Here is a 16,227-nt window from a genome sequence, read left to right as displayed (position 1 = left end):
CGAGGCGGATATGCAAAAGATCAAACGTGACGACGAAGTAATCGTCATTGCCGGCAAGGACAAGGGCAAGCGTGGCAAGGTCAAGCGCGTTCTCGATAACGACCGTTATGTCGTGTCGGATGTGAACATGATCAAACGTCACACCAAGCCCAACCCCATGCTGGGCAACCAGGGGGGTATCGTCGAGCGCGAGGCTTCGATTCACGCGTCCAATGTGGCCATCTTCAATGCGGAGACCGGCAAAGCGGATCGCGTCGGCTTCCAGATGTCGGAAGACGGTACCAAGGTACGTATCTACAAGTCGACGCAAAAGCAGATCGACGCCTAACGCGAGTCGGATGGCAAAATGGCGAACTTGAAAGAACGTTATCAGAACGAGGTGGTGGCTCAACTCCGCGAGCAGTTCAGCTACGCCAACGTCATGCAGGTACCCCGGATCACCAAGGTGACCCTCAACATGGGTATCGGTGACGCGACCAGCGACAAGAAGCTGATCGACAACGCTATCGGTGACCTGGAGAAGCTCTCCGGTCAGAAGCCGATGATCACCAAGGCACGCAAGTCCATCGCGGGCTTCAAGGTCCGCGAAGGCTGGCCGATCGGCATCAAGGTGACCCTGCGCAGCGAGCGCATGTGGGACTTCCTCGATCGCCTGGTGAACATCGCTATCCCGCGCGTTCGCGACTTCCGGGGTCTCAACCCGAAGTCCTTCGACGGCCGTGGCAACTACTCAATGGGCGTGCGTGAGCAGATCATCTTTCCGGAGCTCGAGTATGATAAGATCGACCGGATTCGTGGTCTCGATGTGACCATCACCACCACAGCCAACAGCGATGACGAAGGCCGTGCGCTGCTGAGCGCGCTGAACTTCCCGTTCAAGAAATAAGGGTGGGATCATGGCAAAGAAAAGCATGGTTGAGCGTGAGCAGAAGCGCGCGGAGCTGGTGGCCAAATACGCCGCCAAGCGCGCTGAGCTCAAGGCTGTAATCTACGACGTCAACGCTTCTGATGAAGAGCGCTTCGACGCCCAGCTCAAGCTGCAGTCGTTGCCGCGCGACTCCAGTCCGGTTCGTCAGCGCAATCGCTGCCGTATCACCGGTCGGCCGCACGGCTACTACAACAAGTTTGGCTTGGGCCGCAACAAGCTGCGCGAAGCAGCCATGCGTGGCGACGTCCCTGGGCTGAAGAAGTCCAGCTGGTAACGCCACGAAGAATCAGGAGCGTAACGTAATGAGCATGCAAGATACGCTGGCGGATATGTTCACCCGTATCCGCAATGCGCAGATGGCTACCAAGGAGACGGTCACCATGCCGTCCTCCAAGCTGAAGGTCGAAGTGGCCCGTGTATTGAAGGACGAGGGCTACATCGGCGACTTCACGGTTGCCGAAGGCGCCAAGCCGCAGCTGTCGGTGACCCTCAAGTATTTCGAGGGCCGGCCGGTCATCGAGCATATCCAGCGCGTTTCCAAGCCGTCCCTGCGCATCTACAAGGGCAAGGGCGAGCTGCCGAAAGTCGCGGATGGCCTGGGTGTCGCGATCGTTTCCACCTCCAACGGGGTGATGACCGATCGCGCAGCGCGCAGCGCCGGTGTCGGTGGTGAAGTCATCTGCACCGTATTCTAGGAGTGACGAATGTCCCGCGTAGCCAAGTATCCGGTTAAATTGCCGAGCGGCGTCGAGGCCAAGTTCGACGCCGACCAGCTGACCGTCAAGGGCGGTCAGGGCTCCCAGAGCATGACCGTCCACCCCGACGTGGTGATCGGTCAGGAAGAGGGTCAGCTGACCTTCGCTCCGAGCGAGTCCGCCAAGAGCTGGGCAATGGTCGGCACCACACGTGCACTGGTCCAGAATATGGTCACCGGTGTCACCGAGGGCTTCACCAAGTCCCTCGAGATCAATGGCGTCGGCTACCGTGCCCAGGCAAGTGGCAAGACGCTCAACCTGACACTGGGTTTCTCTCACCCGGTCGAGTACACGCTGCCCGAAGGTGTCACGGCGGAAACGCCCAAGAACACCATCATCGTGCTGAAGAGCGCGAGCAAGCAGCAACTCGGCCAGGTGGCAGCGGAAATTCGTGCCTTCCGGCCGCCCGAGCCCTACAAGGGCAAGGGTATCCGGTACGGCGACGAAGTTGTCCGCCGCAAAGAAGCCAAGAAGAAGTAAGGCAGGGTTATGAACGCGAAGAAAGAATCTCGTCTCCGTCGTGCCCGCCGCGCTCGCGCCAAGATCCGCGAGCTGGGCGTGTATCGCCTGAGCGTCAATCGTACGCCGCGCCACATCTACGCGCAGATCATCTCGCCGGACGGCGGCCAGGTCCTGGCCAGTGCCTCCACGCTGGATAGCACCCTGCGTGAAGGCGGAACCGGCAACGCCGATGCTGCCGCCAAGGTGGGCGCCTTGATTGCCGAGCGCGCCAAGCAGGCGGGCATCACTCAGGTCGCCTTCGATCGTGCCGGGTTCAAGTATCACGGCCGCGTCAAGGCGCTGGCCGATGCCGCACGCGAAGGCGGCCTGGAATTCTAAAGGGTTTTACGATGGCGAATATCGAACAGAAAGGCGGCGACCTGCAAGAGAAGCTGGTGCAGGTCAACCGTGTCGCCAAAGTGGTCAAGGGTGGCCGCATCTTCGGTTTCACCGCGCTGACCGTCGTCGGTGACGGCAACGGCCGGGTCGGCTTCGGCCGCGGCAAGGCGCGCGAAGTGCCGGTCGCGATCCAGAAGGCGATGGACCAGGCACGCCGCAACATGGTCAAGGTCAACCTGCGTGGCAGCACGCTGCAGTACCCGGTGAAGGCCCGTCACGGCGCCTCCAAGGTATTCATGCAGCCGGCTTCCGAAGGTACCGGGATCATCGCTGGCGGTGCCATGCGCTCCGTGCTCGAGCTGGCCGGTGTCCATGACGTCCTGGCCAAGTGCTACGGTTCCACCAATCCGGTCAACGTGGTGCGCGCGACCATCAACGGTCTCTCCGCCATGCAGTCACCGGACGACATCGCCGCCAAGCGCGGCCTGTCCGTCGAAGAGATCGCGGGGTAAGGCACCATGGCAGCTTTGATCAAGGTTACTCAGGTGCGCAGCACCATCGGCGTTCTGAACAAGCACAAGGCCACCATGAAGGGTCTTGGGCTGCGTCGCATCGGGCACACCGTCGAGTTGGAAGACACCCCGGCCGTACGCGGTATGGTCAACAAGGTTAACTACCTTGTTCGTGTTGAGGGAGAGTGATCCATGAAACTCAATAGCCTGAGCCCGGCTCCGGGTTCCAAGCACGCCGAGAAGCGTGTCGGTCGTGGCATCGGCTCCGGTCTGGGCAAGACCGGCGGTCGTGGCCACAAGGGCCAGAAGTCTCGTACCGGCGGTAGCGTCAAGCCGGGTTTCGAGGGCGGTCAGATGCCGCTGCAGCGTCGTCTGCCCAAGTTCGGCTTCACGTCGGCCAAGTCGCTGGTTTCCGAGGAAGTGCGTCTCGCCGAGCTGGCCAAGGTCAGTGGCGATGTCGTCGATCTGGAAACGCTCAAGCAGGCCAACGTGCTCAAGGACGCCACGCGGTTCGCGAAGGTGATCCTTTCCGGCGAACTGAACAAGGCGGTTACCGTGCGCGGACTCAAGGTCACCAAGGGTGCCCGTGCCGCGATCGAAGCCGCTGGCGGTAAGGTCGAGGAATAAATGGCTAAGTCAGGAAACATGCCGGCAATGGGGGGAAGCGGCTTGAGTGAACTCTGGGCGCGCTTGCGCTTCGTGTTCATCGCCATCGTGGTGTACCGAATCGGTGCCCATATTCCCGTTCCCGGTATCGATCCTGACCAGCTCGCTGCCTTGTTCAGGGAAAACCAGGGCACCATCCTGGGCATGTTCAACATGTTCTCCGGGGGTGCGCTGTCGCGCATGAGCATTCTGGCGCTGGGGATCATGCCGTACATCTCCGCGTCGATCATCATGCAGCTTCTGACGGCGGTCTCGCCCCAGCTTGAGCAGCTGAAGAAGGAAGGTGAGGCCGGCCGGCGCAAGATCAGTCAGTACACCCGTTACGGGACCGTGTTACTGGCGTTGATTCAGGCGACCGGCATGGCAGTCGGTCTGGTCGGACAGGGCGTGACCTATACCAGCGACTTCAGCTTCTACTTCACGGCGATCGTGTCGTTCGTCGCCGGTGCGGTGTTTTTGATGTGGCTGGGCGAGCAGATCACCGAGAAGGGGATCGGCAACGGCATTTCGCTGATCATCTTCGCCGGCATCGTCGCCGGGCTGCCGAGCGCGATCGGGCAGTCCTTCGAACTGGCGCGCAACGATGGCGCCTGGAATGTGCTGCCGCTGCTGGCACTCTCGGTGCTGGCGATCGCCACCGTGGCTTTCGTGGTATTCATCGAGCGCGGCCAGCGTCGCATCACGGTGAATTATCCGCGGCGTCAGGTCGGTAACAAGATGTATGCCGGGCAGAGCAGCTATCTGCCGCTCAAGGTCAATATGGCCGGCGTCATTCCGGCGATCTTCGCCTCGAGCATCCTGCTGTTTCCGGCATCGATCGGGCAATGGATGGGTTCCGCCGAAGGCTTCGAGTGGTTGCAGGTGATATCGCAGTCGCTTGGGCCGGGGCAGCCGCTGTACATATTGCTTTTCGCCGCGGCAGTGGTATTCTTCTGCTTCTTTTATACGGCGCTGGTCTTCAACCCCAAGGATGTGGCTGACAACCTCAAGAAGTCAGGCGCGTTTCTTCCGGGCATCCGCCCCGGCGAGCAGACCGCTCGCTACGTCGACAAGGTCATGACCCGCTTGACGTTGTTCGGTGCCCTCTACATCACCGCTGTTTCCCTGATGCCGCAGTTCCTGATCATTGCCTGGAACGTTCCGTTCTTCTTCGGCGGAACCTCCCTGCTGATCGTGGTGGTGGTCATCATGGACTTCATGGCCCAGGTTCAATCGCATCTGATGTCGAACCAGTATGAATCGGTGATGAAGAAGTCCAACCTGAAAGGCTACGGAAGCGGCGGCCTGATGCGCTGAGCGCACGCCGACCGCGTAATGGAGAGAACGATGAAAGTTCGAGCTTCCGTCAAGAAAATGTGCCGCAACTGCAAGATCATTCGGCGTAATGGCGCGGTTCGCGTCATCTGCACCGAACCGCGGCACAAGCAGCGCCAGGGCTGATTCTGTTCCTGACGTTGACCGAAAGCGGGCGCCGGCTTGCACCCTTGTCTCGAGAGGGACAAAGGTGTAAGCTGTTGCGCCTTTTGTAGATGAACAAACGAGCAAGCCGCTCAAATTTCGGAGTAAGCTGATGGCCCGTATTGCAGGCGTCAATATCCCGGACAACAAGCATGCGGCGATCTCGCTGACCTATATCTTCGGGATTGGCCGTACTCGCGCGCAGGACATCTGTGCCGCGGTCGGCATCGTACCCACCGCCAAGGTGCAGGAGCTGTCTGCCGAACAGGTAGATGCGCTGCGCACCGAGGTCGGCAAGTACACCGTTGAGGGTGACCTTCGTCGCGACACGACGCTGAATATCAAGCGTCTGATGGACTTGGGTTGCTACCGTGGTCTGCGTCATCGTCGTGGTCTTCCCCTGCGCGGTCAGCGCACGAAGACCAATGCGCGTACCCGCAAGGGCCCGCGCAAACCGATTCGCAAATAAAACGCATGTTCTGGCGTTAAGACAGGAAGAAACATCAACATGGCTAACCCGCGTAGTAACCGTAAAAAGGTTAAAAAGCAGGTAGTGGATGCGGTAGCCCACATCCATGCCTCTTTTAACAACACGATCGTGACGATCACAGACCGCCAGGGCAACGCGCTCTCATGGGCGACTGCCGGTGGTTCGGGTTTTCGTGGTTCTCGCAAGAGCACCCCGTTCGCTGCTCAAGTGGCAAGCGAACGTGCAGCGACTGCTGCAGCCGAGTATGGTGTGAAAAACGTCGACGTGCTGGTCAAGGGCCCCGGTCCTGGCCGTGAGTCCGCCGTGCGCGCATTGAATGCCGCCGGCTTCCGCGTGCAGAGCATCACCGACGCGACGCCCGTTCCCCACAACGGCTGCCGTCCGCCGAAGAAACGCCGCGTTTAAGGAGACAGACTCATGGCTCGTTATATTGGACCGAAGTGCAAACTGTCTCGTCGTGAAGGGACCGACCTCTTTCTCAAGAGCGGTGTCACTCCCTTCGAGAAGAAGTGCAAATCCGAGCAGATTCCGGGTGTGCACGGCCAGCGCCGTCAGCGTCTTTCCGACTACGGCTTGCAGCTTCGCGAGAAGCAGAAAGTGCGTCGTATCTACGGCGTGCTCGAGAACCAGTTCCGCAACTACTACAAGGAAGCGGCCCGCATGAAGGGCGCGACCGGCGAGTTGTTGCTGCAACTGCTCGAATCCCGACTGGACAACGTCGTCTATCGCATGGGCTTCGGCTCCACGCGTGCCGAAGCGCGTCAGTTGGTCAGCCACAAGGCGATCGCCGTCAACGGGCGCAGCGTCAACGTGGCTTCTTATCAGGTCCGTCCCGGCGACGTCGTCACCGTGCGTGAAAAGGCCAAGAACCAGGCGCGTATCCAACACGCCCTGCAGTTGTCCGGCCAGCGCGGCGACGTGACCTGGATCGATGTCGATTCGAAGAAGATGGAAGGCACTTTCAAGGCTGTCCCGGAACGCGGCGACCTGTCTGCCGACATCAACGAAAACCTGATCGTCGAGCTGTACTCGAAGTAATCAGCGTCCCACGCGTGATGCCGGGCGCGCGCTGCGTGCCCGGCTCCGAGTACCGAGTATCCGTTTGGCAGCCTGAAAGGTGTTCATATGCAGCGTTCAGTGACAGAGTTTCTCCGTCCTCGCGATATCAAGGTCGAAGAGATCAACGCGCACCACGCGAAGATCGTGCTCGAGCCGTTCGAGCGCGGTTTCGGTCACACCCTGGGGAATGCTCTGCGTCGCATCCTGCTGTCTTCCATGCCCGGCTGTGCCGTGGTGGAAGCGGAAATCGCCGGTGTTGAGCACGAATACAGTGCGATCGAAGGGGTCCAGGAAGATGTCATCGAGATCCTCCTGAACCTCAAGGACGTGGCGATCAAGATGCACAGCCGCGACGAAGCGGTGCTCTCGCTGAACAAGCAGGGCCCGTGTGTCGTCACGGCCGGCGACATCGCCGTCGACCATGATGTCGATATCGTCAATCCCGAGCACGTGATCGCTCACGTCAACGAGGGCGCCGAGCTGAAGATGCAGCTCAAGGTCGCTCGTGGCCGTGGTTATGAGCCCGCGGATACTCGTGCCGACGCGGATGACGAATCGCGGACCATCGGTCGCCTGCAGCTGGATGCGACCTTCAGCCCCGTACGCCGCGTTTCCTATGCCGTCGAAGCGGCGCGCGTCGAACAGCGCACCGACCTCGACAAGCTGGTCATCGACCTGGAAACCGACGGCACCCTGGATCCGGAAGAGGCGATCCGTCGCAGCGCAACCATTCTGCAGGAACAGTTGGGTGCGTTCGTCGACCTGGAAGCCGACAAGGAACAGGAAGTTGAAGAGGAACAGGATCACATCGATCCTATCCTGCTGCGCCCCGTAGACGATCTCGAGTTGACCGTCCGCAGCGCCAACTGCCTCAAGGCCGAGAATATCTATTACATCGGCGATCTCATTCAGCGTACCGAAGTCGAGCTGTTGAAGACTCCCAACCTCGGCAAGAAGTCTTTGAACGAGATCAAGGACGTCCTGGCAGCGCGCGGCCTGTCCCTCGGCATGCGGCTGGAAAACTGGCCGCCGGCGAGCCTCAAGGACGACAAGGCCTCCGCGTGAGCGTCGACTCGAGCCCCAGTTAAGGAATCACAACCATGCGTCATCGTAAGAGTGGTCGTCACCTCAATCGTACGAGCTCGCACCGCCACGCCATGTTCAAGAACATGTGCGTCTCGCTGGTCGAGCATGAAGTCATCAAGACAACCCTGCCCAAGGCCAAGGAACTGCGTCGTCACATCGAGCCGCTGATCACCTTGTCCAAGCAGGACAGCGTCGCCAACCGTCGCCTGGCCTTCAGCCGTACCCGTTCCAAGGATACGGTCGGCAAGCTCTTCAACGAGCTGGGCCCGCGCTACACCAACCGCCCCGGCGGTTACGTGCGCATCCTCAAGTGCGGTTACCGCACCGGCGACAACGCGCCGATGGCCTATGTCGAACTGGTCGACCGTCCGGTCATCGAGGAAGCCGCCGAGGACTGATCCTCGCGCTGTGCCGTCCAAGGCCGATACGAAAGCCGGCTCCCTCGGGAGCCGGCTTTTTTAGTTTGAAGCCTGAAGAGCGGCGCTTCGCGCCTGGGAGCAGGGAAGACGAGCTACGAGCTACTAGCCCGGATTAGGTCTCTGCGCTGCTCGTCACTCGTGGCTCGCCGCTCGTGGCGCGTTCCAGCATCGGTTTGAGGAAACGCCCGGTATGCGAGCCCTCGTGCCTGGCGACCTGCTCCGGGGTGCCCTCGGCGATGATCCGGCCACCGCCGGAGCCGCCCTCGGGGCCGAGGTCGATCAGCCAGTCGGCGGTCTTGATCACGTCGAGATTGTGCTCGATCACCACGATGGTATTGCCATGATCGCGTAGCCGGTGAAGCACCCCGAGCAGTTGGCGGATGTCCTCGAAGTGCAGCCCGGTGGTCGGCTCGTCGAGGATGTAGAGCGTCTGCCCGGTATCGCGCTTGGCCAGTTCGCGGGCCAGCTTGACGCGCTGCGCCTCGCCGCCCGACAGTGTGGTGGCACTCTGGCCCAGGCGCACGTAGGACAGGCCCACGTCCATCAGCGTCTGCAGGCGCCGGGCTATCGCCGGTACCGGGCTGAAGAATTCCAGCGCTTCCTCGATGGTCATCTCGAGGACCTCGTGGATGTTCTTGCCCTTGTAGGCGATCTCCAGGGTCTCGCGATTGTAGCGCTTGCCCTTGCAGACGTCGCAGGGCACGTAGATGTCCGGCAGGAAGTGCATCTCGACCTTGATCATGCCCTCGCCCTGGCACGCCTCGCAGCGACCGCCCTTGACGTTGAAGCTGAAGCGCCCCGGCTTGTAGCCCCGCGAGCGCGCTTCCTGAGTGCCCGAGAACAGTTCGCGGATCGGCGTGAAGATCCCGGTGTAGGTCGCCGGATTGGAGCGCGGCGTGCGCCCGATCGGGCTCTGGTCGATATCGATGACCTTGTCGAGCTGATCGAGCCCCTCGATTTGATCGTAGGCCGCCGGTGTCAGCGTCGTGGCCCTGTTGAGTTCGCGGGCGGCGATCGGCATCAGCGTCGAGTTGATCAGCGTCGACTTGCCCGAGCCGGAAACCCCGGTGACGCAGACGAACAGCCCCAACGGCAGCGCGAGGTCGACGTTCTGCAGGTTGTTGCCGCGGGCGCCGCTCAGCCGCAGGACCTTGTCCGGGTGGCCGGGTATCCGGTATGGCGGCACCTCGATGCGCCGGGTACCAGCCAGATACTGACCGGTCAGCGACTGTGGACACTGCTCGATGTCGCCCGGGGTGCCCTGGGCGACGATGCGCCCGCCGTGGACGCCGGCGCCGGGGCCGATGTCGAGCACGTGATCGGCGGCACGGATGGCATCCTCGTCGTGCTCGACGACGATCACCGTGTTGCCCAGGTCGCGCAGCCGCTCGAGGGTCTTGAGCAGGCGGTCGTTGTCGCGCTGGTGCAGGCCGATCGACGGCTCGTCGAGGATGTACATCACCCCCACCAGGCCGGCGCCGATCTGGCTGGCCAGGCGAATCCGCTGGGCCTCGCCGCCGGAGAGCGTCTCGGCGCTGCGCTCGAGGTTGAGATAGTCGAGGCCGACATTGACCAGAAACTCCAGCCGGGCATGGATCTCGTGGACGATCTTGGCGGCGATCTCCCCCTTGCGGCCGGGCAGCTCGAGCGTCTTGAAGTAGCGCCAGGCGTCACCGATCGGAAAGCGCACGATCTCGGGCAGGGTGTGATCGTCGATGAACACGTGACGCGACTCGCGGCGCAGGCGGCTACCGTGGCAGGTCGGGCAGGGCTGGATCGCCAGGTACTTGGCCAGGTCCTCGCGCACCATGCTCGACTCGGTCTCGCGATAGCGCCGCTGCATGTTGGGCAGCACGCCCTCGAACGGATGCTCGCGGGTCACCTTGCGACCGCGGTCGTTGACGTAGCTGAAGGCGATGTCGTCGTCGCCGCTGCCATGCAGCACGATGTCGCGCTCGTGGCGAGCCAGCTCGTTCCAGGGCGTCTCGGGCTTGAAGCGGTAGTGCTTGGCGACCGCCTGCAACTGGTTGAAGTAGTAGACGCTGCGCCGGTCCCAGCCCTTGATCACGCCCTCGGCCAGCGATAGATCGGGGTGACTGATCAGCTTGTCGGCATCGAAGTACTGCTGGCTGCCCAGGCCGTCGCAGGTCGGGCAGGCGCCGGCCGGGTTGTTGAACGAGAACATCCGCGGCTCGAGCTCGGCGATCGAGTAGCCGCACACCGGGCAGGCGAAGCGCGCCGAAAAGGTGATGTCGTCGCGCTCGCCGTCCATGAAATGCACGATGGCGATGCCGTCGGCGAGATTCAGCGCGGTCTCGAACGACTCGGCGAGGCGCTGCTGAAGGTCCTCGCGCACCTTGATGCGGTCGACCACCACGCTGATGTCGTGCTTCTTGTTCTTGTCCAGCGGTGGAATCTCGTCGAACTCGTAGACATGTCCGTCGACCAGCGCGCGCACGTAGCCCTGGGCCCGCAGTTCGGCGAGCAGTTGCAGGTGCTCGCCCTTGCGGCCCTTGATCACCGGCGCCAGCAGCATCAGCTTGCTGGCCTCGGGCAGCGTCAGTACCTGATCGACCATCTGCGAGACGGTCTGCGCCTCGAGGTCGATGTCGTGTTCGGGGCAGCGCGGTGTCCCGGCACGGGCGAACAGCAGGCGCAGGTAGTCGTAGATCTCGGTGATGGTGCCGACCGTCGATCGCGGGTTGTGCGAGGTCGATTTCTGCTCGATCGAGATCGCCGGCGACAGACCCTCGATATGGTCCATGTCGGGCTTTTCCATCATCGACAGGAACTGGCGCGCGTAGGTGGACAGCGATTCGACGTAACGCCGCTGGCCCTCCGCATAGAGCGTGTCGAAGGCCAGCGACGACTTGCCCGAGCCGGACAGCCCGGTGACCACGATCAACCGGTCGCGCGGCAGTTCGACATCGATGTTCTGGAGGTTGTGGGTGCGGGCCCCACGGACCTGAATCTTGTCCATTGCCACCTCGTGAGCGCGCAAAAGTTCGATTATACGGCGTTGGGCGAAGGCCCGGCAAAGCGAGTGCCGGCGAAACTCCGCCGACCAGGCGCCACACGGCTTTTCCCGGCGACTGGCGAACCGGTAGAATAGTCGAGGCGCGCGACCGCTGCCGGCCGACGCGATTCGCAAGCTGTTTTCCTTCCCGTTCACCCAGACTGCGACCCGCCATGACTGCTCGACTGTTGACCTCTGAGCGCCGCGCCATCTCCGGGCTCGCCGGGCTTTACGCCACGCGCATGCTCGGCCTGTTCATGGTGTTGCCGGTGCTGGCGCTGTACGCCGAGGACCTCGCCGGCGCCACGCCGCTGCTGGTGGGCCTGGCGCTGGGCGCCTACGGCCTGACCCAGGCCATCTTCCAGATTCCCTTCGGGCTGCTTTCCGATCGTATCGGCCGCAAGGTGGTGATCGCCGGCGGCCTGCTGCTGTTCGCGCTGGGCAGCGTGATCGCCGCCGAGGCGGACTCCATCGCCACGGTGATCGTCGGCCGCTGCCTGCAGGGCAGCGGCGCGGTGGCCGGGGCGATCATGGCGCTGCTTGCCGATCAGACCCGCGAGGAGATCCGCACCGCGGCGATGGCCACCATCGGCTTGTCGATCGGCGTGGCCTTCGCCATCGCCATGGTCGTCGGCCCGCTGATGGCCGCGCATTTCGGTCTGACCAGCGTATTCTGGCTGACCGCGCTGCTCGCCCTGGCGAGCCTGCTGGTGCTCTGGCGGCTGGTGCCGGCGGCGCCGCGGGTGGCGCGCCACCAGGACGTCGGCCTCGATCGTGAGCAGTTGCGCACCACGCTTACCAGCTCCAGCCTGCTGCGGCTGGACTTCTCGATCTTTGCCCTGCATCTGATCCTGACCGCCGCCTTCGTTGCGGTGCCGTTCCGGCTGGTCGACGTGGGCATCGCCGCCGCCGACCAGGGCTGGGTCTATCTGGCGGTGATGGGGCTGGCCTTCGTCGGCATGGTGCCGCTGGTGATCGTCGCCGAGAAGCGCCGGCGCATGAAGGCGACCTTCCTCGGCGCGGTGGCGGGCATGACCCTGGTGCTGCTGGCGCTCGGCGAGCTCGGCCACCAGCGCTGGACGCTGATCGGCCTGCTGTGGGCGTTCTTCGTCGCCTTCAACCTGCTCGAGGCCACCCTGCCGTCGATGATCAGCAAGCTCGCCCCGGCGGGTGCCAAGGGCACCGCGATGGGCGTCTACTCGACCAGCCAGTTCCTCGGCGCTTTCCTGGGCGGGGTGCTGGGCGGGGCCCTGTCGCAGCATTTCGGGTATGATGCGGTGTTCCTGGGTGCCGCCTTGCTGGGTGCCGTGTGGTTGGCGGTGATCTGGCGGATGCCTGCGCCGCGCCACCTGTCCAGCGAGATCGTGACGCTGGACGACCATCCCGGCGATGCCCTGGATGCGCTGATGGCGCGCTTCGCCGACATAGCCGGGGTCGAGGACGTACTGGTGGTGCCCGAAGAGCGCGTCGCCTACCTCAAGGTCGATCGTCAGCGACTGGACGCCGAGGCGCTGGCCCGGGTGGCCGGCACCCGACACGATTCAAGGGGCGCGTGAGCGCCCGCCCACTAGCAAGGAGTCAAACATGGCCCGTGGTGTAAACAAGGTCATCCTGATCGGCAATCTGGGTCAGGACCCCGAAGTGCGCTTCACGCCGTCGGGAACGGCGGTGGCCAACCTCAACCTGGCGACCACCGATACCTGGACCGACCGTCAGAGCGGCCAGCGTCAGGAGCGCACCGAATGGCATCGCGTGGTGCTGTTCAACAAGCTCGCCGAGATCGCCCAGCAGTATCTGAAGAAGGGCGGCAAGGTGTATATCGAAGGTCGCCTGCAGACGCGCAAGTGGCAGGATCAGAACGGCCAGGACAAGTACAGCACCGAGATCGTCGCCAACGACATGCAGATGCTCGATTCGCGCGGCGGTGGCGACTTTCCCCAGCAGCAGCCCCAGCAGGGTGGCTACGCACCCCAGGGCGGCCAGCAGGGCGGCCATGCCAACAATGCGCCGCCGCAGCAGCCCCAGCGTCCGCCCCAGCAGCCACCGGCTCAGGGTGGTCAGCAGGGCGGCGGCCAGCAGGGTGGCAACTACGGCGCCCCGCAGCCCGGCAGCTTCGACGATTTCGACGACGAGATCCCGTTCTGAGCGGCCCGCACTTGGCCATGGAAAGTCAAAGCCCGCATTCTGCGGGCTTTTTTACGTTCGGCCCTTGTATTGCCTGACTGTCTTGCCGATGAGCGGGGCGCTCCGGGTTACGGTACGGTGACCACGATCTTGCCGAACTGCTGGTTGGATTCCATGTAGCGGTGGGCGTCGACCATCTCCGCGAAGCCGAACGTGCGGGCGACGATCGGCTTGAAATCGCCGCGCTCGATACCGGCGTAGATGAAGCGCTTGCCGGCTTCGAAGCGTTCGGGGTCGGCGATGATCTCGAGCAGCGTGTAGCCGCGCATGGTCAGCGCCTTGTTCATGCCGGCGATCATCGGGAACGGCGTCGGCTCGCCGCTCAGGGCGCCGTAGACGAAGTAGGTGCCGTACGGCGCCATGGCGTCGACCAGCGTCTGCGCGCCGGAACCGGCGACCGGGTCGAACACCACGCGGGCACCGGCATCGTCGGTGATGCGCATGACCTCGGCGGCGACATCCTGCTCCTGGGTGGCGATGACGTGGGCCGCACCGGCCTTGCGCAGGTCGTCGGCCTTGGCCGAGCTGCGGGTCGCGGCGATCGACACTGCGCCCACGCTGTTGGCGATCTGGATCGCCGCCAGGCCCACGCTGCTCGACGCCGCGGGGATGATCACCGCCTCGCCGCGAGAGAGTCGGGCGATATCGATCAGCGCGCCGTAGGCGGTCAGAAAGGGCATCCAGATCGCCGCGGCCTGGACCGCATCGAGCCCCTCCGGGCGCGGCGCCACGGCATGGACGGGCACGATCGCGCGCTCGGCGTACAGGCTGTAGCGGTTCATCGAGAAGGCGGGGATCACGCTCACCGCGTCGTCCTCGGCGAAGCCCGTGACGCCGTCGCCCACGGCTTCGACCACCGCCGAGCCTTCGTAACCGAGGCCCGCCGGCAGTTGCGGGTCTTCCAGGTAGTTGCCGGACCGGAACATCGCCTCGGCGCGGTTGAGGCCGATCGCCTCGACGCGCACGCGCAGTTCCTGGCTACCTGGCTCACCGGGCTCGTGCTCCTCGAAGCGCAGTACCTCGGGTCCGCCGGTTTCATGAAAGCGGATGGCTTGTGTCATTCGATTGCCTCCCTGGCTGAATAGTGGGCGCCGAAGCGACAACGTGGACGCATCGGTGATTGATACGTAGCACAGTGTGGAAGACACCACGTGGCACTGCCATGGTCGATCCTGTGCGATTCATGCCGGATCCTGTCGTACCGCTCACTTGAGCGTCAGGCGTCGGGCCAGGCGGTGCAGGTTGCCGGCGTCGAGCCCCAGGGTGCGCGCGGCGGCCGCCCAGTTGCCGTCGTGGGCGGCCAGCGCCTGGCGGATGTAGTCGCGCTGGAAGTCGTCGATCGCCTGGCGCAGGGGCAACCAGTCCTCGTCGGCGGAATAGCTCGTCTCGGCGGCGCCTGCGGAGCGCGTGTCGAGGGCTCCGAACGGCTCGTGAGGCGCATCCCTCGGCAGATCGAGATGGCGGCTGTCGATGCGGATCACCGCCTGGCGGCGGCTGTCGATTGAGCCGCCACGGCGCGAATCGTCGAGCCGCTCGCCCAGCGCGCGCAGCGCCGCCCGGCCCAGGGTGTGTTCGAGTTCGCGCACGTTGCCCGGCCACTGCCAGGCCAGCAGGGCCGCCTCGGCCGCACTCGACAGGCGCAGGTTGTTGACCCCCAGGCGCACCCGGTTGTCGGCGAGGAAGCTGCCGGCGAGCAGCAGCAGGTCCTCGCGCCGCTGGCGCAACGGAGGGACCTGCAGGGGAAAGGCGCTCAGGCGGTGGTAGAGATCCTCGCGAAAGCGCCCGGCCGCGACTTCGGCGGCCAGGTCGCGGTTGGTCACGGCGACGATGCGCACGTCCACCCGCTGGGCTCGCTCGCTGCCCAGCGGCTGGATTTCGCCCTCCTGCAGGACGCGCAGCAGCTTGGGCTGCAGGGCCAGCGGCAACTCGCCGATCTCGTCGAGCATCAGCGTGCCGCCGTCGGCCATCGCGAAGTGCCCGCGGTGGTCGCGGATCGCCCCGGAGAACGCCCCACGACGATGCCCGAACAGCTCGCTCTCGATCAGCTGCTCGGGCAGGCTCGCGCAATTGACCTGGACCAGCGGCCCCTGGTGGCGGGTCGAGCGGGCGTGCAGCGCGCGCACCACGCGCTCCTTGCCGACCCCGGTCTCGCCCTGCAGCAGCACGCACATGTCGGTCGGCGCGACCAGGTCCAGCGAGGCATCGAGGCGTTGCATGGCCGGGCTGTTCCAGTGGCGCTGCAGGGCCGGCCGGGGCTCGCTGTCGAGTGCCTCGCTGAGCCGCGAGCGGGTGGCGCTGAGCTGGCTGGCCAGGCGCAGGCAGGTCGCCAGCAGGCGCGCCTTGGCGAGCAGCTCGTCCTCGTCGAGGCGCGCCAGACTGCCGGCGGCCAACGCATCGAGGGTGAGCACGCCGATCAACCGCTCGCCGTCGCGCAGCGCCACTCCCAGGCAGTCGTGGACCGCGGTGAGTTCCTCGTCGATCAGGCCGTCGAAGGGGTCGGGCAGCGGGCTGTCCGGCGGGAAGCGGCAGACGCCGGGGTGTCGGGCGATGACCGCTAGCCGCGGATGGACGTCGAGCGGGAAGCGTCGACCGCGCACTTCGTCGGGCAGGCCGAGCACGGCGACCGGCAAGAGTCCCGCCTCGTCGTTGACCATCAGCGTGCTGGCGTCGGCCGGGTAGTCGCCGACCAGGGTCTCGAGCAGCCGCGACCACAACGGCTGCAGCGCCTCGACGGGCTGGCCGTCGGCGAGCTGGGTCAGCAGGTCGCGGAGAATGTCGTAGAAGCGTGTCATGATGACCGTGATTGTCCGGGTG

At 64.1% G+C, this 16,227-nt stretch carries 21 protein-coding genes; 18 read left to right on the top strand and 3 right to left on the bottom strand.

Going from position 1 to position 16,227, the window contains the following annotated elements:
• The first annotated feature begins 10 nt into the window (after nucleotides 1-10).
• The 16 genes from rplX to rplQ all read left to right on the top strand — a co-directional run bounded on the left by rplX (nucleotide 11) and on the right by rplQ (nucleotide 8,192).
• Nucleotides 11-328, top strand: coding sequence for a 50S ribosomal protein L24 (rplX, locus tag HR9077_RS07830; protein WP_136066467.1), 318 nt, complete (start codon nucleotides 11-13; stop codon nucleotides 326-328).
• 18 nt (nucleotides 329-346) lie between these two features.
• Nucleotides 347-886, top strand: coding sequence for a 50S ribosomal protein L5 (rplE, locus tag HR9077_RS07825; protein ID WP_136066466.1), 540 nt, complete (start codon nucleotides 347-349; stop codon nucleotides 884-886).
• A 10-nt stretch (nucleotides 887-896) separates the two neighbouring features.
• Nucleotides 897-1,202: a 30S ribosomal protein S14 gene (rpsN, locus tag HR9077_RS07820; RefSeq protein WP_031384767.1), complete on the top strand. Its 306-nt coding sequence runs from the start codon at nucleotides 897-899 to the stop codon at nucleotides 1,200-1,202.
• Between the two features lie 28 nt (nucleotides 1,203-1,230).
• A complete protein-coding gene (gene rpsH, locus HR9077_RS07815) occupies nucleotides 1,231-1,623 on the top strand; it encodes a 30S ribosomal protein S8 (protein WP_136066465.1) in 393 nt (130 codons plus the stop codon).
• A gap of 9 nt (nucleotides 1,624-1,632) precedes the next feature.
• Nucleotides 1,633-2,163, top strand: a complete 531-nt coding sequence (gene rplF / locus HR9077_RS07810) for a 50S ribosomal protein L6 (RefSeq protein WP_136066464.1) — start codon at nucleotides 1,633-1,635, stop codon at nucleotides 2,161-2,163.
• Nucleotides 2,164-2,172: 9 nt separating this feature from the next.
• A complete protein-coding gene (gene rplR / locus HR9077_RS07805) occupies nucleotides 2,173-2,523 on the top strand; it encodes a 50S ribosomal protein L18 (protein ID WP_136066463.1) in 351 nt (116 codons plus the stop codon).
• Between the two features lie 11 nt (nucleotides 2,524-2,534).
• On the top strand, nucleotides 2,535-3,035 hold the full coding sequence (gene rpsE, locus HR9077_RS07800; protein ID WP_031384763.1) for a 30S ribosomal protein S5: 501 nt from the start codon (nucleotides 2,535-2,537) through the stop codon (nucleotides 3,033-3,035).
• Nucleotides 3,036-3,041: 6 nt separating this feature from the next.
• Complete coding sequence (rpmD, locus tag HR9077_RS07795; RefSeq protein ID WP_136066462.1) at nucleotides 3,042-3,224, top strand: 50S ribosomal protein L30; 183 nt, start codon at nucleotides 3,042-3,044, stop codon at nucleotides 3,222-3,224.
• Between the two features lie 3 nt (nucleotides 3,225-3,227).
• On the top strand, nucleotides 3,228-3,662 hold the full coding sequence (gene rplO, locus HR9077_RS07790) for a 50S ribosomal protein L15 (RefSeq protein ID WP_136066461.1): 435 nt from the start codon (nucleotides 3,228-3,230) through the stop codon (nucleotides 3,660-3,662).
• Nucleotides 3,663-4,997 (top strand): preprotein translocase subunit SecY, encoded by a 1,335-nt coding sequence (gene secY / locus HR9077_RS07785; RefSeq protein WP_136066460.1) that lies wholly within the window; start codon nucleotides 3,663-3,665, stop codon nucleotides 4,995-4,997. It begins immediately after the preceding gene.
• Nucleotides 4,998-5,027: 30 nt separating this feature from the next.
• Nucleotides 5,028-5,141, top strand: a complete 114-nt coding sequence (rpmJ, locus tag HR9077_RS07780) for a 50S ribosomal protein L36 (RefSeq protein ID WP_031384759.1) — start codon at nucleotides 5,028-5,030, stop codon at nucleotides 5,139-5,141.
• Nucleotides 5,142-5,271: 130 nt separating this feature from the next.
• Nucleotides 5,272-5,628: a 30S ribosomal protein S13 gene (rpsM, locus tag HR9077_RS07775; protein ID WP_136066459.1), complete on the top strand. Its 357-nt coding sequence runs from the start codon at nucleotides 5,272-5,274 to the stop codon at nucleotides 5,626-5,628.
• A 39-nt stretch (nucleotides 5,629-5,667) separates the two neighbouring features.
• Nucleotides 5,668-6,054: a 30S ribosomal protein S11 gene (gene rpsK, locus HR9077_RS07770; protein ID WP_011505752.1), complete on the top strand. Its 387-nt coding sequence runs from the start codon at nucleotides 5,668-5,670 to the stop codon at nucleotides 6,052-6,054.
• A 12-nt stretch (nucleotides 6,055-6,066) separates the two neighbouring features.
• Nucleotides 6,067-6,687: a 30S ribosomal protein S4 gene (gene rpsD / locus HR9077_RS07765; protein WP_031384757.1), complete on the top strand. Its 621-nt coding sequence runs from the start codon at nucleotides 6,067-6,069 to the stop codon at nucleotides 6,685-6,687.
• An 87-nt stretch (nucleotides 6,688-6,774) separates the two neighbouring features.
• The gene (locus HR9077_RS07760; protein WP_136066458.1) at nucleotides 6,775-7,773 is read left to right on the top strand and encodes a DNA-directed RNA polymerase subunit alpha; all 999 of its coding nucleotides are present in this window, start codon (nucleotides 6,775-6,777) and stop codon (nucleotides 7,771-7,773) included.
• Between the two features lie 35 nt (nucleotides 7,774-7,808).
• Nucleotides 7,809-8,192, top strand: a complete 384-nt coding sequence (rplQ, locus tag HR9077_RS07755; RefSeq protein ID WP_136066457.1) for a 50S ribosomal protein L17 — start codon at nucleotides 7,809-7,811, stop codon at nucleotides 8,190-8,192.
• 133 nt (nucleotides 8,193-8,325) lie between these two features.
• On the opposite strand, the gene uvrA is transcribed toward rplQ, so the two are convergent.
• Nucleotides 8,326-11,193, bottom strand: a complete 2,868-nt coding sequence (gene uvrA, locus HR9077_RS07750; protein WP_136066456.1) for an excinuclease ABC subunit UvrA — start codon at nucleotides 11,191-11,193, stop codon at nucleotides 8,326-8,328.
• A 209-nt stretch (nucleotides 11,194-11,402) separates the two neighbouring features.
• Between uvrA and HR9077_RS07745 the strand changes: the two genes are divergently transcribed.
• Nucleotides 11,403-12,785, top strand: a complete 1,383-nt coding sequence (locus HR9077_RS07745; RefSeq protein ID WP_136066455.1) for an MFS transporter — start codon at nucleotides 11,403-11,405, stop codon at nucleotides 12,783-12,785.
• Between the two features lie 28 nt (nucleotides 12,786-12,813).
• The gene (gene ssb / locus HR9077_RS07740; protein WP_136066454.1) at nucleotides 12,814-13,374 is read left to right on the top strand and encodes a single-stranded DNA-binding protein; all 561 of its coding nucleotides are present in this window, start codon (nucleotides 12,814-12,816) and stop codon (nucleotides 13,372-13,374) included.
• Between the two features lie 107 nt (nucleotides 13,375-13,481).
• Here ssb and HR9077_RS07735 read toward each other — a convergent pair whose 3' ends face one another.
• Entirely contained in the window at nucleotides 13,482-14,474 is a 993-nt protein-coding gene (locus HR9077_RS07735) for a zinc-dependent alcohol dehydrogenase family protein (protein ID WP_136066453.1), read from the bottom strand.
• A 144-nt stretch (nucleotides 14,475-14,618) separates the two neighbouring features.
• Nucleotides 14,619-16,205 carry a nitric oxide reductase transcriptional regulator NorR gene (norR, locus tag HR9077_RS07730; protein ID WP_136066452.1) on the bottom strand — a complete coding sequence of 529 codons (1,587 nt, stop codon included), beginning with the start codon at nucleotides 16,203-16,205 and terminating at the stop codon, nucleotides 14,619-14,621.
• Nucleotides 16,206-16,227 lie beyond the last annotated feature (22 nt).

Origin of the sequence: Modicisalibacter radicis, from assembly GCF_900961225.1 — a bacterium.
In the GTDB taxonomy this organism is placed as follows: Bacteria; Pseudomonadota; Gammaproteobacteria; order Pseudomonadales; family Halomonadaceae; genus Modicisalibacter.
This window is presented reverse-complemented; position numbering and strand designations above follow the sequence as displayed.